16 protein-coding genes are annotated in these 21,749 nt (G+C 37.4%); 11 read left to right on the plus strand and 5 right to left on the minus strand.

Annotated elements, in window-relative coordinates:
• Positions 1 to 278: 278 nt before the first annotated feature.
• The 6 genes from ABWO41_RS04530 to ABWO41_RS04555 all read left to right on the plus strand — a co-directional run bounded on the left by ABWO41_RS04530 (position 279) and on the right by ABWO41_RS04555 (position 9,206).
• The gene (locus ABWO41_RS04530; RefSeq protein ID WP_353134113.1) at positions 279 to 2,720 is read left to right on the plus strand and encodes a phosphocholine-specific phospholipase C; all 2,442 of its coding nucleotides are present in this window, start codon (positions 279 to 281) and stop codon (positions 2,718 to 2,720) included.
• Between the two features lie 296 nt (positions 2,721 to 3,016).
• Positions 3,017 to 4,507 carry an NAD(P)H-hydrate dehydratase gene (locus tag ABWO41_RS04535; RefSeq protein ID WP_353134116.1) on the plus strand — a complete coding sequence of 497 codons (1,491 nt, stop codon included), beginning with the start codon at positions 3,017 to 3,019 and terminating at the stop codon, positions 4,505 to 4,507.
• Between the two features lie 126 nt (positions 4,508 to 4,633).
• The gene (locus tag ABWO41_RS04540) at positions 4,634 to 5,812 is read left to right on the plus strand and encodes a hypothetical protein (protein ID WP_353134119.1); all 1,179 of its coding nucleotides are present in this window, start codon (positions 4,634 to 4,636) and stop codon (positions 5,810 to 5,812) included.
• Positions 5,812 to 6,468: an RNA polymerase sigma-70 factor gene (locus tag ABWO41_RS04545; RefSeq protein ID WP_353134122.1), complete on the plus strand. Its 657-nt coding sequence runs from the start codon at positions 5,812 to 5,814 to the stop codon at positions 6,466 to 6,468. The genes ABWO41_RS04540 and ABWO41_RS04545 overlap by 1 nt, the downstream gene beginning before the upstream one ends.
• Positions 6,465 to 7,418, plus strand: a complete 954-nt coding sequence (locus ABWO41_RS04550; RefSeq protein ID WP_353134125.1) for a FecR domain-containing protein — start codon at positions 6,465 to 6,467, stop codon at positions 7,416 to 7,418. Before ABWO41_RS04545 ends, ABWO41_RS04550 begins: the two co-directional genes overlap by 4 nt.
• Positions 7,419 to 9,206 carry a hypothetical protein gene (locus ABWO41_RS04555; protein WP_353134128.1) on the plus strand — a complete coding sequence of 596 codons (1,788 nt, stop codon included), beginning with the start codon at positions 7,419 to 7,421 and terminating at the stop codon, positions 9,204 to 9,206.
• 54 nt (positions 9,207 to 9,260) lie between these two features.
• Here the strand turns inward: ABWO41_RS04555 and ABWO41_RS04560 are convergent, their stop codons facing one another.
• The 5 genes from ABWO41_RS04560 to lipA form a co-directional block, all read right to left on the minus strand.
• Entirely contained in the window at positions 9,261 to 9,719 is a 459-nt protein-coding gene (locus tag ABWO41_RS04560; protein ID WP_353134131.1) for a hypothetical protein, read from the minus strand.
• Positions 9,720 to 9,975: 256 nt separating this feature from the next.
• Positions 9,976 to 11,358, minus strand: coding sequence for a T9SS type A sorting domain-containing protein (locus ABWO41_RS04565; protein WP_353134134.1), 1,383 nt, complete (start codon positions 11,356 to 11,358; stop codon positions 9,976 to 9,978).
• 7 nt (positions 11,359 to 11,365) lie between these two features.
• Positions 11,366 to 13,744, minus strand: coding sequence for a right-handed parallel beta-helix repeat-containing protein (locus tag ABWO41_RS04570; protein ID WP_353134137.1), 2,379 nt, complete (start codon positions 13,742 to 13,744; stop codon positions 11,366 to 11,368).
• Positions 13,745 to 13,950: 206 nt separating this feature from the next.
• On the minus strand, positions 13,951 to 14,955 hold the full coding sequence (locus tag ABWO41_RS04575; RefSeq protein ID WP_353134140.1) for a helix-turn-helix transcriptional regulator: 1,005 nt from the start codon (positions 14,953 to 14,955) through the stop codon (positions 13,951 to 13,953).
• A 121-nt stretch (positions 14,956 to 15,076) separates the two neighbouring features.
• Entirely contained in the window at positions 15,077 to 15,955 is an 879-nt protein-coding gene (lipA, locus tag ABWO41_RS04580) for a lipoyl synthase (RefSeq protein ID WP_353134143.1), read from the minus strand.
• 506 nt (positions 15,956 to 16,461) lie between these two features.
• On the opposite strand from lipA, the gene ABWO41_RS04585 reads away from it, so the two are divergent.
• From ABWO41_RS04585 to ABWO41_RS04605, 5 genes are all read left to right on the plus strand, one after another.
• Positions 16,462 to 17,484, plus strand: coding sequence for a LacI family DNA-binding transcriptional regulator (locus ABWO41_RS04585; RefSeq protein WP_353134146.1), 1,023 nt, complete (start codon positions 16,462 to 16,464; stop codon positions 17,482 to 17,484).
• 290 nt (positions 17,485 to 17,774) lie between these two features.
• The gene (locus ABWO41_RS04590) at positions 17,775 to 18,779 is read left to right on the plus strand and encodes a hypothetical protein (protein WP_353134149.1); all 1,005 of its coding nucleotides are present in this window, start codon (positions 17,775 to 17,777) and stop codon (positions 18,777 to 18,779) included.
• Positions 18,780 to 19,405: 626 nt separating this feature from the next.
• The gene (rbsK, locus tag ABWO41_RS04595) at positions 19,406 to 20,335 is read left to right on the plus strand and encodes a ribokinase (protein ID WP_353134152.1); all 930 of its coding nucleotides are present in this window, start codon (positions 19,406 to 19,408) and stop codon (positions 20,333 to 20,335) included.
• A 38-nt stretch (positions 20,336 to 20,373) separates the two neighbouring features.
• Positions 20,374 to 21,378, plus strand: coding sequence for a GRP family sugar transporter (locus ABWO41_RS04600; RefSeq protein ID WP_353134155.1), 1,005 nt, complete (start codon positions 20,374 to 20,376; stop codon positions 21,376 to 21,378).
• A 100-nt stretch (positions 21,379 to 21,478) separates the two neighbouring features.
• Positions 21,479 to 21,749, plus strand: a 271-nt coding sequence (locus ABWO41_RS04605; protein WP_353134158.1) for a hypothetical protein, incomplete at its 3' end; no start/stop codon positions are given.

Raw genomic sequence — 21,749 nt, forward strand, 5'->3', positions numbered from 1 at the left:
TGGTTCATTAGTCATTAATTCTTTGGTTTTTAGTATGCAAACAATGAGGTTGAGGGCCTCGAAGCACTATTAATTAACAGTTCTCTACAAGCGTTTACTATTCGAGATGTTAGCTTAATGTATCTCGAATTTAGATACTGTATATTTCAATCCATTTAATAAACTTCGGTATATTTTTCATAAACAATTGCCAATTTAGTTTATTTAACTGCATACATTTTATGCTCGAATGTAACTTAAGTGTGGTATATTAACCTTCGAACTGAAACCAAAATACTATGGATACAAGAAGGTCGTTCCTTAAGAAAGCTTCTTTACTGGCAGGGACAACAGCTGCATTTCAAATATTACCAGATTCTATCCAAAGGGCGCTAGCTATAAACGCACCGGCAGGAACAACATATTTAGACGCAGAACATATTGTTTTTTTGATGCAAGAGAACCGTTCTTTTGATCATTGTTTTGGGATGTTGAAAGGGGTCCGTGGTTTCAATGATCCAAGACGAATGGTTCAACCCAACGGATTACCAGTTTGGATACAGTCAAACAAAAAAGGTGAGCATTATGCTCCTTTTCATCTGGATATAGAGAATACTAAAGCAACATGGATGGGTTCATTACCTCATACGTGGAAAGATATGGTGTACGCCCGAAACGAGGGGAAAATGAATACCTGGTTAGAAGCCAAGAAACCCAAAACCGAATATCAGCATATGCCTTTAACCCTGGGATACTATGATCGTAAGGATTTACCATTTTATTATGCATTTGCTGATGCTTTTACAGTCTGCGATCATCATTTCTGTTCCTCACTTACCGGTACCAGTGCGAATCGTTCCTACTTTTGGTCAGGAGCTATCAGGGAAGAACCTCACAATCCAGATTCAATTGCACATGTCGATAACAGACAAATAAACTACAAAAACATTTCCTGGAAAACCTTTCCCGAAAGATTGCAGGAAGCGGGTATTGATTGGAGAGTTTATCAAAACGAGTTAAGTATTCCGGTTGGTTTTACAGAAGAGGAGGAAGATTGGCTGGCAAATTTCACGGATAATAATCTGGAGTTTTATAAGCAGTACAATGTAAGATTTCATCCTGCGCACAGGAACTATCTTCATAAGCGCATAAGTGAACTGGGGGGCAAATTGGAAAAGTTGCCACAGGATAATGAGCAGAAGGAAAAATTACAAAATGAGCTATTACGTTTACAAAGGGAGATAGAAAAGTACTCGAAAGAAAATTTTAATAAATTAAGTGATTTTGAAAAAGAGATTCATCAACGGGCATTTACTACAAATATAGCAGATAAAGATTACCATCAATTAGAGGAAATGTCTTATGCAGATGGTGGAAAGGAACAGAAAATCAAAGTTCCGAAAGGGGATATATTCTATCAATTTAGAACAGATGTACAAGCAGGTAAATTACCAACGGTGTCCTGGCTGGTGGCACCTTGTCGTTTTTCAGATCATCCAGGGTCTCCATGGTATGGTGCCTGGTATGTATCAGAAGCATTGGATATTTTAACAGCTAATCCGGAAGTATGGAAAAAGACAATATTCATACTCACTTATGATGAGAACGACGGTTACTTTGATCATGTACCTCCATTTGTACCTCCACATAGTTCACGTCCAGATACAGGAAGCTTGCCAAAAGACATGACTACAGCAGCAGAATATGTAACGGCAGAACAGGAGAAAATCCGAACTAACAATCCAAATGCAACTTTAGATAGTCCAATTGGCTTAGGATTTCGGGTACCTTTAGTTATAGCTTCCCCATGGACAAAAGGCGGCTGGGTAAACTCAGAAGTATTTGATCATACTTCAAGCCTGCAGTTTCTGGAACATTTTCTGGAAAAGACAACGGGGAAAAAAGTTGTAGAAGACAATATCAGTCCATGGAGAAGGCTTGTTTGCGGGAATCTGACTTCGGTGTTCAGACCGGTGGAAAATAATATTAAACCCAGGCTGGATTTTGTAAATCGGGAGCAAGATATTAAGCGTATTTATAGTGCAAAAGAGAAAGACTTGCCGGGTAATTATCAACTTATTAAAAATGTAACTTCCGCCAGTGATGTGGAAGGCCAGCTTCCACATCAGGAAAAAGGAGTGAAAGAAGCCTGTGCCTTACCTTATGATCTGAATGTAGATGCAATTTTTGATAAAACAAAAGAAGAGCTGATCATACGATTTGAAATCGGAGGGCTTTTACCAAAAACCAAGTTAATTGGAGTTCCTTTTATAGTAAAAGCAGGATCTGCTTATAGAAAAGATACACAACCGGGTCGAACATGGAATTTTACAGTTAAAGAAGGCGAGCCTTTAATTTACAAATGGGATGTTAATCAGTTTAAAGGGAACTATCATCTGGAAGTTTATGGCCCCAACGGATTCTACAGGTCTTTTACAGGCGATAAACAGACAGCTATAGCTATTCAGGTTAATATTCGTAAAGAAAACAAGAGTTTTGTATTAAACAAGCAGTCAAAAGAAGTTTCTTTGTTTGTAGGAGATAAATCTTATGGATATGCAGGTAAGCTTTTAAAGGAAGGAAAAACCGGAGAATTTGTATGTAAACTGGAAAAATCGGGCGGTTGGTATGACTTCGAGGTCCGTTCTAAAGATCATCCTGGTTTTGCTTATCGTTATGCAGGGCATATAGAGACAGGTTTTCCTAGTATTACAGATCCGCTAATGGGTAGAGGGTTTTAGGTGCAGAAGTAACAATTTTTAAAATATCGCAGGGTCCTCTTTGAGAGAGCGCTGCTCGGATAGAAGGATATGCTGCTGTCATTTAGATTGGTACTTTTTATAGCTGTCCAAGCAGGGGTCTTTCTGAAAGAAGACCCTGCGTAGCTTAAACTTAATGTAATGCGAAGGTTATTATTATTCTGGTTTTAGATAAATATGCTTTTAGAGTAGAAATAATTTTTAAATTCATAGTATCAATTGATTTTTAAAACATTAAGTCTCAGATGACTGTTTTTTTAATTTAGAAATAACTGGTGATGCTTAAACTTTTAAATGCAGCGCAAACGAAGCTTGCAGATCAATATACCATGGAAAACGAGCCGATTCCATCTTTAGAATTAATGGAACGAGCTTCATCCGCTTTTGTGAAAACTTTTGCCGAACGATTTACAGATAAGAGAATAAGCATTACAGTTTTCTGCGGAAAAGGAAACAATGGCGGAGATGGTTTAGCCATCGCCCGTTTACTTTATCAGGATAGATATGAATTTATTGATGTGGTGATAATCGACTTTTCCGAAAAGTCGACGCCCGAGTTTGATGCTAATTTAATAGCATTACAACAGACTGAGATTAGTATATTTTATCTGACCAATCCAGAACTGTTAGATATTAAACAAAGTGCTGTTGTTATAGATGCCATTTTCGGAATTGGCTTAAGCAGACCATTCGATAAATCCTATCAGACATTGATAGATAAACTCAATTTATTGCCAGGGAAAAAGGTAAGTGTAGACATTCCAAGTGGAATGCCTTCAGAGGGAAAACTTTATGAAACTCCTGTTTTTAAGGCAGATTGGGTGATTACCTTCCAACGCCCAAAAATTAACTTTTTACTACCCCTATCTGCACCTTATATCAGGGAATGGAAAGTCGTAAATATAGGCCTTAATGAAAACTTTATAGAAAGCACAGCTTCTCCCTATTATTGGATTTGGAGAAAAGATATTCTGGATAGTATAAGAAAACGGAAATCCTTTGATCATAAAGGAACTTATGGGCATAACCTAATAATCGCCGGCGATGCAAATACTATGGGAGCAGCATTGTTAACTGCAGAATCCAGTATGAAAAGCGGAGCGGGATTAACTACCGTGTGTATTCCACAAAGTGGTTTAACTGCCTTAAATTCCCGTCTCCCAGAGGTAATGTATTTAGACAGGTCAGATTTCAATTATACAGATTTTACGAAGTATAAAGGAATTTGTATTGGACCCGGATTGGGGAAGGGAAAAGATGCGAAATCATTGCTGACCCATTTAATATCTGAATATAAAAAACCGGTAGTTTTTGATGCAGATGCTTTAAATATTTTAGCCGAAGACGAGACCTTGCTTGCTCAAATATCGCCTGATTCTATCCTTACTCCGCATGTAAAAGAATTTGACAGACTATTCGGAGAACATTACAATTGTTGGGATAGAATTGAAACGGCATTCCATCAAGCAAAAAAACTAAAGCTATATATTGTCTTAAAAAACAGATATACGATGATCTTTACGCCAGATGGCCGATGTTTTTTTAATTCTACCGGATCTCCCGCAATGGCAACCGGAGGAATGGGCGATGTGCTTACCGGATTAATATCCAGTTTTATAGCGCAGGATTATACCGTAGAAAAGGCTATTATAATAAGTGTTTTTGTGCATGGATACATAGGCGAACACTTAGGTCAAAAGATGTATGTTGTGCCACCTACAAAGTTGATTAAGCAGATACCTTATGTTATTAAAGAATTAAAATCTTGATGAGTTGACAGACGCTTATATAAGACTTTAATTTCTTCATTTATGAGCTAAAATGTAAAAAAATAAAATTCGGATAAGGGTATTTCTTTTTAAAGGTGTTTTGACTTAAACATCAAAAGAAATATCATGTACAAAAATTTATTATTAAGCCTATTATTGATCGCTGCCAATGCAGTATCTTCTTCACAAGCACAAGAAAAGTATAGTAATTTACATGTTGGGTTCGTGTATCCGGTTAGCAGCAATGGAAAAGAGGCTGCCCAGTATACAAATAAAGTATCATTGCATGCACTAAGCGGAGTATCTTATGCTGAAGAAGCGGCTTCCTTTGTCGGATTAATCAGTAAGGTTAAAACTAATGTAACCGGTGTACATATAGCAGGTTTAAGCTATTTGGTTGGAGACAGAACAGCCGGTTTCCTTTTTTCTGGTTTGCTTAATAAATATACCGAAGGGCAAGGAACGCAGATAGCCGGACTGGCTAATTTGTCCAAAAAAGAAGTGACAGGTATACAGTTTGCAGGCCTGGTTAACCAGGCTGGAAAGCTGGAAGGAGCACAATTTGCAGGTATCGGCAATAAGATAGACAGCAATGTAAGAGGTCAGCAATTTGCCGGCATTTTAAATACTGCAGCTAATGTAAACGGAGCTCAGTTTGCTGGTATCCTGAATTTAGCGAAAGACACACTGAAAGGGATTCAGTTTGCAGGAATAGCCAATAAAGCCAATCATGTTAAAGGATCGCAATTTGCCGGAATTGTGAATAAGGCAAAGAAAGTAAGCGGAATACAGTTTGCCGGAATTGTAAATATTGCCGATAGCAGCGATTATCCGATTGCTATCCTTAATTTTATTAAGAATGGTGAGAAAAGTATTGGATTTAGTATTGACGAACAAGCTAATACATTGGCAACCTTCCGTTCGGGAGGTAGAATAATGTACGGGATTTTAGGACTAGGCTATAATCTGAAAAATGAGAAAGAAATCTACGCATTGCAGGCGGGAATAGGAGCTCATCTTTTTTCTGGCAATAAGTTCGGATTAAATATAGAGGCTACTAATATAGTTTTGGAAAGCTTTAAAAAGGGAGAGTTCTTTAAAAATTCCCTGACACTTATGCCAACTTATAAGATTGATAAGAGATTAGACGTATTTGCAGGGGCTTCTATTAATTATTTAAGCACAAATACACAAGAAGGCAGAGAATTAACAAAGAAATTTATCCATACGTGGGACGGAAAATCAGAAAATAGTTTTCAGGGTATTTTCGTAGGTGGGACTGTTGGATTGAAATTGAGATTATAATGGCGATATCTTTTTCATACTGTCTGGATACTGAAGAATCTAAGAAACAACTATCTTTAGCCGAAAATAAGCTAGTGCATTTTAGTGATCTTCAAAATAGTATCCAGACAGAACGCGAATTTGAAAGCCTTTTTAAGGCTTATTACAAGGCGTTATATGCCTACGCACTTGCTATTCTAAAAGATGATATTGCTGCGGAAGAAATCGTTCAGAATGTTTTCTTAAAATTATGGGAACGGCGGCAGGAGTTATTACAAAAACAATCATTGAAATCGTATCTGTATAAATGTGTTTATCACGATAGTTTGAATCATATCAGGCATATGAAAGTAAGGGATAAATTTGCAGAATACACGAAGCAACGAAATTACGTCGAAGTAGACGCACACGAGAGAGCTACGGCTAAAGAACTTGAATATAAATTGAGGAATGCTTTAAATGAATTACCACAGCAATGCCGGACGGTTTTTCAAATGAGCAGATTTCAAAATCTGAAATATCAGGAAATTGCGGCTGCGTTAGGGATTTCAGTAAAGACAGTGGAAGTGCATATGGGAAAAGCTTTGAAAAGTCTGAGGCTTAAATTGTCTGATTTTTTACCCATGCTCATTTGTCTGGCAGCTTATATTAAACTTATAATTGTGAAGTTATTATGACCGATGAACTTTTGATAAAATATCTTCTGAAAGAGACAAATGCCGAAGAACGGCATTTTATTGAAGAATGGCTGAAGGAGAACGAAGAGCATCAAAAGCAATTCGATCAAATACGTTTTTTATGGGATAAAAGCGGAGATTTATTAAAAAATGAAACTCAGCCGGATGAGGAAGAAGCCTGGGAACGTTTCAAAAAGAAACGGGCCGAACAAGTTGTGCCCCGTAATATAAAACCATGGAATATATTTCAATTAGTAGCTGCCGCTTCTGTGGTTCTCATAACGGGAATTACGCTATGGCTATTTTTTACTAAAGATTTAAGCCGCAAAAATATTATTGTAAAAAATGAGGTAATTTCCAGTACATTATCAGACGGGTCTTTGTTGACTATTAATAAAAATAGCCAATTAAGTTTTAGTGCTTCAACGTCTGAAAGACTGGTAAAATTAAAAGAAGGCGAAGTATTTTTTAAAGTAGCTCCGGATAAAACAAAACCGTTTATAATTGAATTGGGCAACTCTGCCAAAGTTACCGTATTGGGAACTTCATTCAATGTTAAATATAGAAAAGGTGCTGCAGAGGTAATTGTAGAAACAGGGTTGGTTAAGGTTAGTAAGAACAATTCCGAACTGCAATTACACCCTGGAGAAAAGGTGGAATTTAGAGGAGATGACAGTACTTTGCTCGCGGTTAAGAATAGTGATTCTTTGTATAAATATTTTAGAAATAAAGAGTTTGTTATAGATAACGTTCCGTTGCAAAGAGTTGTAAACGTTTTGTCTGAGGCATATTCCACCAGCATAGTTTTGGCAGATGAAGATTTAGCCAAGTTAAAGCTTAACGTTAAATTTAAAGAAGAATCATTAGACAAAATTCTCGGTGTTATTTCAGAAACTTTTGAATTGAAGTTGATAAAAGAAAAAGACCGTTATATCCTACAAAAGAAATAAATGAGAATATCCATACTTGCTTTTTTCTTTCTGGTTCTTTCCCAGGCAAATTTAAGCGCCCAAAATGTTCCGGTTTTATCAAAAAAACTTAGTATTAAGATCGAAAATGAAACATTAAAGTCAGCGCTTTCAGTAATAGAAGAGCAAGGTAAATTTACTTTTTCTTATAATGGTGCGCTTCTAAACGTAGATAGTTTGGTGTCTTTCAATTTCATCAATCTACCTGTCTGCGATATCCTCGATCAGTTATTCAAGAGTAATATTGACTACTACGAGATAGATGGCTTTGTAATATTGCGTCCGGCGATATACAGATTCTTTATCGAAGCAGACGAAATAGATGCCCGTGAAAGGAAATATTTTATAAAAGGAAAAGTCCTTGATTCAAGAACAGGGTTGGGTGTTCGTCATGTGAGTGTTTATGAAAGGCGATTGTTGAAATCTACACTTACAGACAAAAACGGGGTATTTAAGATGACATTTAAGGGAGAACATAAATCGGCGATTTTAACGGCAAGTAAAGAAATGTACCGCGACACAACTATGTTTTTTCTGTCAGATATTAAAGTAAGGCCAGAAGGTGTCGGAGAAGATAAGGATAAACAAACCAGTTTTGGATACTTTGGATTCAATAATATAGTAGAGCAAACCGGTTTTGGTCGTTTCCTGATTTCGTCAAAACGAAGGATTCAGAGTTTAAATATCTCCGAATTTTTTGTAGACAACAGGGTTCAAGCCTCTTTTCTTCCGGGCTTGGGTTCGCAGGGATTCATGAGTTCACAGGTCGTAAACACATTTTCATTTAATATTTTGGGCGGATATTCTGCCGGAGTACAAGGTTTTGAATCTGCGGGTTTATTCAACCTCACGAAAACAGATATTAATGCAGGATTTCAACTAGCAGGGTTATTAAATCAGGTTGGCGGCAATGTAAGCGGTATGCAAACCGCCGGATTGCTGAATTTAGTTCATGGAGATTTCAATGGTTTTCAGATGGCTGGTTTGGTCAATCAGGTAAAGCAAAAATTCAACGGTGTTCAGGTCTCGGGAATCTTTAACCAGACGAATGAAAATTTTTATGGCGTACAATTTACTGGTATAGCCAATTATGCGAAAGAAGACGTTACTGGAGTGCAACTGTCCGGAATAATTAATACAATAAAAAGTGATTTTTCCGGAATACAATTTACAGGAATAGTCAATAAAGTAAGCGGAGAGCATGCGAAAGGTCTGCAAATTGCGGGTATAGCCAATATTAGTCAGAACTTTAAAGGATTGCAATTTGGTATCGTAAATATTGCTGATAGCATTTCTGGTGTTGGAATTGGTTTGGTAAATATTTATAAAAATGGTTATAAGAAAATCAGCATATATACAAACGAGTTATTAAGCCAGCAGCTTAGTTTTAGAAGTGGTAACCGTAAATTATATTCTATTATAGAGATAGGTACAAACTGGAAGAATCACGAGAGCAGGATGTATAACCTGGGTTTCGGTTTTGGTCATGATTTTATACTAAACTCAAAGATGTTATTAAATGCAGAGTTACAAGGATTAACATTTTTCAATAAGGATTTTAAGGTTCTTGGTAATTCAAATAAATTAACTTTAGGAGCAGAAAGAGAAATTTTCCAGAATGTTGGTTTGGTTACGGGTATTAGTTATCAACTTTATTCAGCAGATTCTGCCGATAATGAGGGCAAACCATATCCATCCTGGGCAAATAAAATCGGCAAGAGCCAAAAAGCATGGTTTGGAGGTAAACTTGGAGTAGTTTATTCCCTATAACAGTGAATACGTCTTATCAGATTAAGGTTCTAAATGCTATTGCTTGCATAAACATTAGCCTACTTTATATTTTCGTTCCAGAAACACTTTTAGTTTATCGGGTTCTTTAGACCCTATAGTTAATGTTTTAGATTTGCCATCCTGGAAATAATTAATCCTTACAGCATCTCGTCCCTGAATGTTGTATAGCATGCCATTAAAAGTTATTCTGATGCCAAAACCAGATAACCAAGATGTTTTTACCGTCTGGACAGATACCATGGCATCAGGCTGTATTTTGATATGGATCAAGCCGATACCATATAATATATTGATTCCAGTGTCATCAACCCGTATTTTTAATTTATAGAAATTGATCAGGATCAAAATGAATACAAAAAGAGCCAAACGAAGGGAGTTCATTGACAAAGGATTATCACCCAATTGCAGATAATAGCTAAAAGTAATGACAATAACAGTAGCAGATATTAAGATAATGAACAACCAGCCGGTTTGATTGCTTTCGTATTTCATAATCTTGAAGATACAAAATATTATAGATATAGCAGGTCTTCTCCAAGACGATCCTGCGCAAACAGAAGTGTCTTATTTAGAGAAGGTACACCGAGAAATGTCCGCAGTAGCAGCACTGACCGTTAGGCTCCACTGTTAATAGACAGGTAGATTCCCTTTTCGTTCGGAATGACGGAAAAACGGTTTGCTGTCTAAGCAGGGTCATTCTTTCTGAAGGACCCTGCAAAATTGACAAAATTAAGGGAGTATAAAATTATTATTGTTTTAATATCTTATGCACAGAAGCACTTTCTCTACCAATTAGTTTTAAAATATAGACACCCGAAGGATAGGTTTCTAAATGAACAGAAAAGCCCTGTAAAGTTGATTCTATATTAATTTGCTGAAGAATTTTTCCATTCGTATCAGATACGATACATTGGCGATACTTCCCGTATTCTATATTTATATTAACGTAGTCCGCAGTTGGATTAGGATAAATAGCTAATTGAGACTGGGAAGATGAAAAATTAATGCTTCTTATTCCAAGTTCATTTTCTTTACCATCCATATCTACCTGTTTCAGCAGATAATAGTTCGTTCCTGAAGCAGGTTTATAATCCCTGAAGCTATATGTTTTGGTTTGAGCAGATTGGATTGCATTAACAGTACCCAGTTCCTTAAATTGTTTTCCATCAAAACTTCTATAAACCACGAAGTATTTATTATTAGATTCCGATTCTGTAGTCCATTTCAGTTCAACAAAATTGCTTTCCGCTTTTAAATAGTAATTACTTAGCACCACAGGTAAAGTTCCTTCTTCTATTGTAAGTAAGCGGTTATAGTAAGCGCCTAAATAATTTTCGTTTCCATCATTATAAGCTTTTATTGTTACCTGACCTGCACTAAGGATTTTTACCTTCCACTTATAACTGTCGTTCTCATCCTGATACACCGATGCCACAGTACTATTGTCGCTTGAAAAACTAACCGGTAGCCCGGAACTCGAAATAGCTGTCAATTCAAAATCAGCATCACCGTCTTTTTTTACCGGCAATGCGTCAAAAGTAATTTCCTGTGCCGCTTTAGATATTTTAAAGCCTATGGTTGCCGAAATACTATGGTAATTGGCTGTCTCAGGAATGGTGACTTTTACATAGCTGGTTCCTACTTTTATCGCCTTTACAAAAGGAAGGTTTGAGAAATCAATATACGGATCCAGGTAATCATCTAAAAGATCAAAGGAAATGTCAGTAAAATTGGCGTCAGAATTGGTTTCGTAACTAAAAATTTTCTCATCTCCGTATGCTGCTTCCGCAAGGTTAACTTCGTTATAAGCTGTGCCATTTATCTTTAAAGTGAGGACAGCATTAGCTTTGGCTATCTCTAGTAATAGTCCTATAGAATCGGATTGAAAATATTCTGTTTCTTTCTGAATAGCTTTAATAACAGTTTGCCCTGCTCCCTTAATATTCACATATTTAGAAAATCCATTGTCATAAATCTCTGCAATATTTGTATTTCCGTTTTTAAAGGTAAATGTTCCATCGCTGTTGCTGGTAGGAACAGGCAATGCGAAATCAGCATCTCCGTAAGTTTTATCGATATTGGCAAAGCCTGAAAATACAGGTTTTTCTCCAATGTACTCTTGCGCTCCCATGTCTATTTTAGCTCCTCTGATTCTCTTTTTCCCAAAAATATCCGTTAGAATATGTTCGGGTAATGCAGTGTTTTCCCCTTTTCCTATAGCCGCGCTTTCTGAGACTATAATAATCTTCTACGGCGATATTAAGCAAAGGATCTGTATTGTAGATTCTGTTCTGTCCGTCATCTGTGTTATAACCTCCTTTTATGATGTTATCTGTTACTAAGAAAGTCGAATTCTCGTTTATGATATGGGCATCATCAGAATTATCCCACAGTATGCTGTTTTTTAGAGATCCTCCCGAAGAATTTTGGTTATAAATGGAAACACCTCTGTTTGAACCCATAACGCTGTTATAAGCAAAAGTACAGTTTACTACCTCAGAATAGCTGCCCGAAGTGTTTAAAATTGCACCGCCATAATTAGCTCTGTTATTGGTAAAAAGACTGTTATAAATTTTTGGTGTACTATTTTGTACGTTATATATACCAGCTCCGTCATGGTCGGCATAGTTTGTTGTGAAAATGCAGTTTATAATAGTCGGACTGCTAGCATAATTATATATTGCCGGACCTTTCTTATTGTCAAAATCTCCTGTATAACCAAATTGATCAGATCGGCCCGCTGAAAAGATAAAGCCATCTATCAAAGTTTCGGAATTTGCATAATGTAGTTTCATAATGTGAAAACTGTTATCATCCATATTGGCATAGTTTGTATCATCATTATTATTCAGATCACCGCTTAATATAGTTGGATTAACCTTTAACTGACGTTCTTCCACAGCGTTTTCAGTTCCTGCAAATCCACCGTAAAGCTTAATTCCCGATGGCACCTCGAAAGAAATGGTCCGGTCTCCTGTAGTTGTCGGGAAGTAGGTACCTTTAGCTACCCAGATCTGCTTCACCGAGGAATTTACTGAAGCAATTTTAAGCGCCTGAGGTAATTCTGTTAAGGCATTTTCCCAGCTATTACCTAATCTTGATCCGCTATTTGCGTTTTTATTTACATATAAAATACCGTTTGTACTGGGTTGTGGGAATGCCAGCAGCATTGTCCAGAAATCATTCTGCCCAATACTACGGCTTTTTATCCCGCCTGAAGGAGAATTGCTATAACCTCCTATAAATATATCGCCATTATCTAATTCAGATACAGCATATCCAAATTCTGAGCCAGTTCCACCTAAAGTCTTATCCCACAATTTTTCACCATTAGCATCGATTTTAACTAACCATATATCTTTATCGCCAAGACCTGGTTCGGACTTATCTCCAGATGCTGTAATGGCTTCGGAATATCCGGTCAGAATATATCCGTTATCCTTACAAATTCCCAGAGAGAATAACTGACTCGCCTTCATGTCTGCATTTGTCCCCAATGTTTTATCCCATTGTTTAACTCCCGATGCATCGGTCTTTACAATCCATAAATCAAAATTTCCGGATTTTTTACCCGCTGTTTTATCTCCATTATTTTCAGATGTAGAATGCCCACCTAAAATATACCCGCCATCAGGTGTTTGCTTGATATCACTAAATACTTCGAAGCCGTTTCCTCCAAAACTTCGGTCCCATATTTTATTCCCATTCTCATCCAGTTTTAACATCCAATAGTCTGCATAACCTCTTGTTGGCTCGGTGCGGTCACCACTCAATCCGCCCTGAGTCATACACCCAAGTATATATCCGTTATCGCCGGTTTTTGCAATTACGGGGAAATCTTCTACTGAGTTGGTACCGTAAGTTTTATCCCATATTTTGTTTCCGTTCTGATCCGTTTTTATTAGCCATATATTTTGTATTCCTCTATTATTTTCAGATTTATCCTGGCCTGATCCGGCGTCACTGGTTCCTGCAAGAATAAAGCTTCCATCGGCATTTTGTATCACCGAATGGAATCCGCTCCTTCCTGCACTATTTCCGTTAAAGGTTTTGTCCCATTCCTTATTACCATGTCCATCTATTTTTACCATCCATGCATCGGAAGCACCTTTTTTTACTCCTTCTTTGTTCCCAGAAACAGGGGAAGCACTCCAACCTACCGCGAGGTAACCGCCGTCGTTCGTTTGTATCACTTTCGAAAAATAATCTTTGTCATTCCCGCCCACAGCTATATCCCATTCCTTTACCCCATCGACATTTAGTTTAACTAACCAGCAATCGGAATCGCCAAAGTTGTTCAGTGTTTTATCCTCTGCGCTGCCGAAACTGAACCCTCCAAGTATAAACCCGCCGTCTGTTGTGGCTTTTGCATCAAATAAAAAGTCATTTTCTGATGTGCCATATGTTTTTTCCCATTTTATAAGGGGTTTAGTTTGCGCATAGATATAATGAGAAATATAAAATAACGTAAAGATTGTTGTTAGAACTTGTTTAAAAGAAAAGTAAATTTTTGACATAATTGATAATCAGCTGTTTGAGCTACAAAACTATTCTCGATTATATAGCTGATATGATCAAAAACAACTCAAATATGATAAAAAGCTTAAAGCAGAAGGCTAAAGGCTTAAAGCAATATGCTGTACTAATTTGTCAAGAAAGCTGAAGGCAAAAAGCTAAAGGCAAAAAGCAACATGATGGTTTAAAGCAGTATATACCCAATGAACTATCTAAGTCCCTGTACTTCCTTTGGAGCTATTCGATATACTTCTTTAAATGTACGGCTAAGGTTTGCCGGATTTCTGAAATTAAGCAGATGTGCTACTTGTTTCACCTGGTTGCCTTTCTGTAATAATTCAAAAGCATGCCGCATTTGCACTTCCCTGAAATAATCAAAGGCAGTTTTTCCTGTTTGTCTTTTAAATTGGCGCCGCATGGTAGGAACAGTCATTTTTCCGATATCAGCAAGTACATTAAGACCGGGAAACCCCTTTTTGAAATTTTTATTGATATAACTTTTAATTTGCTCAACCCCGTCAAATTCCTGAGGCAATGCGGGAACATTCAATACCGAAACCGGATCGGTAACTATACTGAAGAAATCTGCTATAAGCACAAGAGATAGCTTTTTTACTACAAGATTGTAAACAGGAGACCTGTTAGCTCCGGAAATTATTTTATCAAGCTCGTCAAAAGTATCTTTGTAAAAATTATCGTTGAAATAGGCGATACCTTCCATTTCCTTCGATAAGACTTTCATAAATCCTGCCGACGCATCTACCGCCTCAAGATCAATGTTGCTGCCAAGCCATTCTTTGGTAAAGCAGAAGATAAAAGCTCTTACTCCCGATTTTTCCTCAAAAGCCGTTTCATAGTCAAATTGATTATTATAGAAACTGCATATTCGGGGCAGCGAAAGTGTTTTTGACTGGTGATAGGTGTCTTTATTAGGCGTTTTGTTTACATCTCCTCGTATCAGCTGATAAGAAAGGCAGTAATATTCTATTTCCCTGTCGCCTGAAATTGCTATCCGGGTATTTTCTACAGCCTCCATATCTACCACAAAAAGATAGCAGCCCTCTTCAATCTTTTCATATTGAAACGAGGTTAATAGTTCCTTACTATCTGCCTTTATCAGGTGGTTCTGTTTGTCGTGTTGGATAGCCGGATATTGTTCTATCTCGGTGATGAACTTTTCGGGATAGCTTATTTTCCAGGAAGCGGAGGTCATTGGAACAAATATAAAGAATTAGCAGCTGAAAGCAAAAAGTCGGAAGACCGGAGACCAAAGTCTGGTACGACAGTATATACTAATGACTAATGACCATTTCAACCAATGACTAATGAGCTATTTATTGGTCGAACAAATGTTTTTCAGCGTGATAAGAAGAACGAACCAACGGTCCGCTTTCCACATACTTAAAACCTAATTTACTTCCGTATTCTTTGTATTTAGCAAACTGATCAGGGTGAATCCAGTCAATAACAGGATGGTGATTTTTAGTAGGTTGCAGATACTGACCTAAAGTCAATACGTGTACTCCTGCATCGCGCAGGTCAATCATCGTTTCGTAAACATCGGCTTCGGTTTCGCCTAAGCCAAGCATAATACCTGATTTTGTTCTTAGACCAAAGTCAGAAATACGTTTAAGACATTCCAGGCTTCTGTCGTATTTAGCTTGTATACGAACTTCGCGGGTCAATCTTTTTACCGTTTCAATATTGTGCGAAACAACTTCAGGTTTTTCCTCACAAACGCGATATAAATTGTCCCAAATTCCTTTAAAATCTGGAATCAAAGTTTCCATGGTAGTTCCCGGGCTTTCTCTGCGAATGGCTTTAATTGTTTCTGCCCAAATGATAGAACCTCCATCTTTCAAATCGTCACGATCAACAGAAGTAATAACGGCATGCTTTACGTTCATTAATTTGATAGAATTGGCAACTCGGTTAGGTTCGTCCGTGTCTACCGCCAATGGACGGCCCGTAGCCACAGCACAAAAAGAGCAAGAGCGTGTACAGATATTACCCAAAATCATGAATGTAGCAGTACCTGCACCCCAGCACTCACCCATGTTAGGACAGTTTCCACTTTCGCAGATTGTGTGTAGCTTATGTTCATCAACTAAACCCCTTACATGAGCGTATTCTTTACCCACTGGGAGTTTTACTCTCAACCAATCTGGTTTTCGGCTGGTTTGATTAGCCGGAATAACAGGTAGTTCTATCATGGCTCAAAAATACGGATACTTTAGCTAATATTTATGTTGAAAGGATGTAAATTTAATTGGTGAGCTGAGGTCTATAGTTTATATAGTCCATGGTCGATAGTTTTATTTGATTTGAAAAGGCCCTATTTACAAAGATTGATTAAATAAGATGTAGTAATAATTCGTCTGGGGGTATTTATTATAAAGAAAATGTCTACCAGTTTATTGCTTAATTGAAGTTCTGAAGATCGAGGTTAGTTGGTCAATGGTGGCATAGACGACAAACGACACTTCCTTTTTCAACATCGCCTTCTGAAAAGGATATTACGTAAAAAATCTCTAAATCACGGGTTAAGAGATGATCGTTGTTTGTTATTCGATAAACGAAACTCGAAAGACGACCACGAAACTCGACAATGAAATCACGTGTCAATAGAGCAACAAAGATTATTATTTAGATTTCAAGAAAACTGTTACCTTGTGGTGGTATAAGATTTTTAAATTATATACACATCTTCTTTTGCAAAATGAACATAACCATAAAAGATATTTCTGAGAACATAGGCGTTTCGCTAACAACAGTTTCCAGAGTTTTAAGCGGAGTTGCCGAAAAATACCGTATTAGCGCAAAAACTGCAAGTAAGGTTTTGGCGGAAGCGGAACGTTTAGGTTATGTACCCAATCAGGCAGCTGTAAACCTGAGACTGAAAAAAAGCTTTTCAATAGGATTAATTCTGCCAAGTTTAGCCAACCCTTTCTTTTCTACAATTGCCAGCGTTGTAAATAAAGTTTTACAACCTAAGGGCTATTCACTGTTAGTTTTAGATTGTGATGACGATGAAGCAGCGGAAGTAGAAGCGGTAAACCACTTAATTTCAAGAAATATAGATGGTGTGTTAATGATTCCTTCAGGTAAGAATAAAGTTCATATAGAAAAACTGCTCAAACTAAATTTGCCTGTAGTGTTTGTCGATAGATATTTGAAAGAACTGCCTATTTCTTTTGTATCTACCAACCATTTTGAAGGTGCTTATGCAATGGTAGAATATTTAATTTCCTGCGGTCATAAACGTATTGCATGTATTCAGGGAAAGCACCATGTGATGTCTAACGAAGAAAGGGTACATGGATATAAGGAAGCGATATCAAAAAATAAACTCAACTACGAATATGTTGGAGGTAACAGCTTTACTATGGAAGACGGTTATCTGGAAACCAAGCTTTTACTGCAACAAAGAGAGAAACCTACGGCTATATTTGCATTAAGTGATACCATATTGTTAGGAGTATTAAAGGCACTGAAAGAAGATGGATATGATGTGCCAACCGATATGTCTGTAGTTTCTTTTGATAATTCTATTTATCTGGATTATTTGTCATGTCCTATAACCAGTATCTCGCAACCTATTTCTGAAATTTCTCAAATGTCTATCAGGCTGTTGTTAGATAAAGTAGATAAAAAAGGGAAAGAAGATACACTGCCAGAAAAACAAGAAGTTCTTATTAGCCCTGCTGTAATTTACAGAAAGTCTGTTAAAGAAGTTGTTTGATACTTTTTTAAAGGCGAATTAATTTCTAAAATCGCCTCATTTTATCTGTAGCAAGAAGTGAACCGGGATTTATCTGTTTTCAACTTATATCACTCCCAACCATAAGCTTTTGCTCGTGAATTTAAGCGCCATTTAATATTTTAAATTACATCGTATTTTATACTATATAAAACCATATAAAATCTAATATAAATCCATTATTAGTCCATGTTTTTACATATTTATATGGACTAATAATGGATTTATTTTTAATAAAATATAAATTAAAATAGAATCAAATACAGAATAGTATGCCATTATTTCTTATCTTTGGTCAGGTAAGTATTATTATGGCAGTTATAGACAACAGAGGCAGACTTCACGGAAAAATAGGCAATCATGTGTACCGTACGGTGGGCGATATCCATATCGTACAAGCTAAGCCCGGAAGAGTAAGACAGACGCTTTCTACCAAAGAGAGTGCACTGGAATTTGGTTTGGTGAGCAATTGCGGGCGTATCCTGCGCGAGCTCTACAGTTCTTTTACCTGTTATAGTGATGGCCGGTTGCTGAATCGAATGAATGCCGCTTTGTTGAAATGCCTGCGCGATACAGATAAGCCAAGAGGCGAACGAGATCTGCATGACGGTAATCCGGAACATCTGGACGGACTGCAATTTAATGTGAATTCCCCATTGACGGAAATGTTGCCTGTACGCCCTAAATGTTCTATGGAAGATGGCGTAATAAGAGTACACCTGCCTTCTTTCCAAAGCCGTCAGTTGCAGCAACCAAGATATAGTAAATACGCCGTGTTACGCTTGATGATAGTGGCCATCAGTTTTCGTGATGGTTATTATGAGTATCTGGACTATAAGGATATAGAGGTGAAGCAAGGAACTCTTGTGTCTGAGCAGGAATGGATTTCGGAAGTGGAGCTCCCTGCCGGAAGTCTGGTATTGGTTAGTGCTTCGTTGCATTATTTTGGAATGCAGGATGTTAATGGCGAACGTTTGGCCCTGAACAGCTTAGATTGTAGCCCGGCAGAGATCATAGGGACTTATAAAATAGTGGAAAAAGAACAGAATGAACCACCGGCAGAGGTATCTATAACGTCTGATAGCCATCCTGAACGTCATCGGCTGATCAATTATAGGGGCAAGGAAATATTGGATGAAATAGCCAGAAAACGCAAGAGAGATAAGAAGTACCAGGCTAGTCTTGTCCGGACGAAGCCTCAGAAGGTTGAAAATGAAAATGTTTCGTTAGGAATGAAGCCTCTGATAAAAGGGAAGATCCTGTATAAGAAGGAATAATAATGTTAAATGTTGAATTTTTAATGATGAATGGATTGTCTTCGGGAACTAAAGAGCTTAAATCTCTGAAAAAGTTATAGGTTTAATAGCAATCCTGTGCCTTTTTTACGGATAAATAGTTGTCTCGTCCTGATACTATCCACCAAGTGTTAATATGAACGATCATCAAAAGAAGTCTATCTCTTCTGGCTAATTAACAAGTTGAGAAGAAACTTCTTGACTCTGGACAAAAAAAAGAATATGCCGTTCTGAAAAAATTATGGACTATATAGGTTCTGATTAAAAAATACAAAGTATGTCCTATCTATAAACGAGGGCCTTTTGCTTTAAAATTTTCAGTAATAATCTTATATCTCCCTTTAACGCGTAAATAGCCATTCAGGCTTGATACTAGTTGCCGGATACTAAGTACCAGCAAAAGAATTTGCGCAATCGAAAGTATTATTGGTATTCTGTTTGGTAAAATTATATCTTACATATTTTCTATTAAATCAATATGATGATAATTTTTTGGAGATATAAGCTAATATTTATTAGTGTTTTTGAATATAATCATACTAGGTTTGTTATATTATAAACTTAAATAATTTTTGCACAAACGTTATCGCTAATAATTTATATTATTCATGAAAAATATGTCCGGGTCTAAGATTGTAGTAATAGGTAGTTCAAATACGGATATGGTGGTTCGTACCAGTCATTTTCCGGAAAAGGGAGAGACCGTTCTGGGAGGTGAATTTATGATGAATCCCGGAGGGAAAGGTGCTAATCAAGCAGTGGCGGCTGCCAGGATGGGAGGCGATGTAGTGTTTGTATGCAAGATAGGCAAAGATGCGTTCGGGAGTCATTCGGCTGAATTGTTTAAAAAAGAGGGAATTGATGTGTCTTGCATTTTATTGGATGAGGACAGCCACTCAGGTGTAGCGTTAATTACGGTAGATGCTCATGCTGAAAATACTATTGTGGTTGCTTCGGGAGCTAATGCTAATCTTTTTCCTAAGGATATCAGAGGTGTAGAGACGCTTTTCTCGGCTAATGGCTACGTTTTGTTGCAACTGGAAATACCTGTTGAAACTGTTAGGTATATTGCAAAAGTGGCTCGCCTAAGGGGAGCGAAAGTAATATTGAACCCTGCCCCGGCTTGTGAACTTTCCGAAGAAATGTTTGGCGACTTGTATCTGTTAACACCAAATGAGAAAGAGGCATCTACAATATCAGGTATCAGCGTAATCGATTTAGATTCCGCAAAGGAAGCCGCACAGGTTATTTACTCGAAAGGAGTGAAGAATGTGATTATTACTATGGGGTCTAAAGGAGCATTGATTTTTGATGGAACCGATTATGTATTTATCGAAGCGCAGAAAGTAGAGGCCGTTGATACCACCGCCGCCGGAGATGTATTTAATGGAGCTTTGATAGTTGCCCTCAATGAAGGACGAAACTTAGTTGAAGCAGCAGACTTTGCAAATAAAGCGTCTGCTATAGCTGTTACCAGAATGGGAGCCCAGGCTTCTGCGCCTTACAGGAATGAAATAATGGAAGACGTTTCTAAATGAGATTTTAATTAAACGAAAGGACTAAAACCAATTATATTATGTTTATTGTACACGACTATTATGTCGCAGTATTATTCTGCGTTATTACTATGCTTTGTTGGGGTTCCTGGGCCAACACTCAAAAGCTGGCCAATAAAACCTGGCGTTTTGAACTTTTTTACTGGGATTATGTTATTGGTATTCTGCTGTTTTCTATCATCTCGGCTTTCACTTTAGGCAGTATAGGTTCAGAAGGGCGCGGTTTTATGCAAGACCTTTCTCAGGCCGATTCGGCAAATATTGGAAGTGCATTGATAGGCGGAATAGTTTTTAATGCGGCAAATATTTTACTTTCTGCTGCTATTTCCATTGCAGGGATGTCGGTCGCCTTTCCGGTAGGTGTAGGTATAGCCCTGGTTCTTGGAGTTGTTATTAATTATATTAATACACCGGTGGGCAATTCCACATTGCTTTTTGCAGGAGTGGGGCTTATTGTAGTAGCTATAATTATCAATGCCTGGGCTTATAAACTGAAAAGTGGAGGAACTCAAAGTAAGGCCTCCGGCAAAGGCGTGATTCTATCAGTGATAGCAGGGATTCTGATGGCGTTTTTCTATCGTTTTATTGCAGCTTCTATGGATATTGAAAACTTTGTTTCTCCGCAAGCGGGTAAGATGACTCCTTATACTGCTGTGTTTATATTTTCTGTTGGTATTTTCTTAAGCAATCTACTGTTCAATACTATTTTAATCAAAAAGCCAATTGAAGGTGAGCCCACAAGTTATGCTGCATACTTCTCAGGTAAGCTATCCACCCGTTTAACAGGAGTTTTAGGCGGTATGATATGGGGTTTAGGAAATTCATTAAACCTGATTGCTGCGGGTAAAGCAGGACCCGCGATATCCTACGGATTAGGACAAGGAGCTACATTGATAGCGGCGCTTTGGGGAGTTTTTATCTGGAAAGAGTTTAAGAATTCTCCGGTAAATGTAAATGGTAAACTGGCGATGATGTTTGCGCTGTTTGTAGTAGGTCTGGCGTTGATTATTGTAGCTGGAGAGTAATAAATTCTATCTGCTTTAGGAATAGGGATAAGCTTATATAATAGTTTTCTTTCAAAGCTAATAAGAACTAATCAAATGTTTAACAGAAATCTAAAAGATTATGAAAAATATATTTACTATTTTATTGCTACTTTATGTTGGTAATAATCTGTTATTAGCACAAACACCAGTACTGCCTACAAAAGATATAGCAAATACGCCGTCAAATCTCTTGTTTAAGCCTAATTCTGAAAATGACCTTCCTCACAATGTAATGGGACTTACATTTACAGGTGCTTCTGGGCATGGGACATATGTAGATAACAGTGTCAGAATTTACAAGACAGCAACAGTTAATGAACAATATTTTTGGTTATATACAAATAGCACTG

This window comes from Pseudopedobacter sp., from assembly GCF_040392825.1.
GTDB lineage: Bacteria > Bacteroidota > Bacteroidia > Sphingobacteriales > Sphingobacteriaceae > Pseudopedobacter.

Bases quoted from the DNA above. Each gene is read 5' to 3' on its own strand.
- ABWO41_RS04575 (WP_353134140.1), bottom strand. From the start codon at position 14,955: ATGACCTCCGCTTCCTGGAAAATAAGCTATCCCGAAAAGTTCATCACC.
- ABWO41_RS04540 (WP_353134119.1), top strand. From the start codon at position 4,634: ATGTACAAAAATTTATTATTAAGCCTATTATTGATCGCTGCCAATGCA.
- ABWO41_RS04560 (WP_353134131.1), bottom strand. From the start codon at position 9,719: ATGAAATACGAAAGCAATCAAACCGGCTGGTTGTTCATTATCTTAATA.
- ABWO41_RS04570 (WP_353134137.1), bottom strand. From the start codon at position 13,744: ATGTCAAAAATTTACTTTTCTTTTAAACAAGTTCTAACAACAATCTTT.
- ABWO41_RS04530 (WP_353134113.1), top strand. From the start codon at position 279: ATGGATACAAGAAGGTCGTTCCTTAAGAAAGCTTCTTTACTGGCAGGG.
- ABWO41_RS04565 (WP_353134134.1), bottom strand. From the start codon at position 11,358: ATGGGAGCGCAAGAGTACATTGGAGAAAAACCTGTATTTTCAGGCTTT.
- ABWO41_RS04550 (WP_353134125.1), top strand. From the start codon at position 6,465: ATGACCGATGAACTTTTGATAAAATATCTTCTGAAAGAGACAAATGCC.
- ABWO41_RS04545 (WP_353134122.1), top strand. From the start codon at position 5,812: ATGGCGATATCTTTTTCATACTGTCTGGATACTGAAGAATCTAAGAAA.
- ABWO41_RS04590 (WP_353134149.1), top strand. From the start codon at position 17,775: ATGCCATTATTTCTTATCTTTGGTCAGGTAAGTATTATTATGGCAGTT.
- ABWO41_RS04535 (WP_353134116.1), top strand. From the start codon at position 3,017: ATGCTTAAACTTTTAAATGCAGCGCAAACGAAGCTTGCAGATCAATAT.
- ABWO41_RS04585 (WP_353134146.1), top strand. From the start codon at position 16,462: ATGAACATAACCATAAAAGATATTTCTGAGAACATAGGCGTTTCGCTA.
- lipA (WP_353134143.1), bottom strand. From the start codon at position 15,955: ATGATAGAACTACCTGTTATTCCGGCTAATCAAACCAGCCGAAAACCA.
- ABWO41_RS04600 (WP_353134155.1), top strand. From the start codon at position 20,374: ATGTTTATTGTACACGACTATTATGTCGCAGTATTATTCTGCGTTATT.
- ABWO41_RS04555 (WP_353134128.1), top strand. From the start codon at position 7,419: ATGAGAATATCCATACTTGCTTTTTTCTTTCTGGTTCTTTCCCAGGCA.
- rbsK (WP_353134152.1), top strand. From the start codon at position 19,406: ATGAAAAATATGTCCGGGTCTAAGATTGTAGTAATAGGTAGTTCAAAT.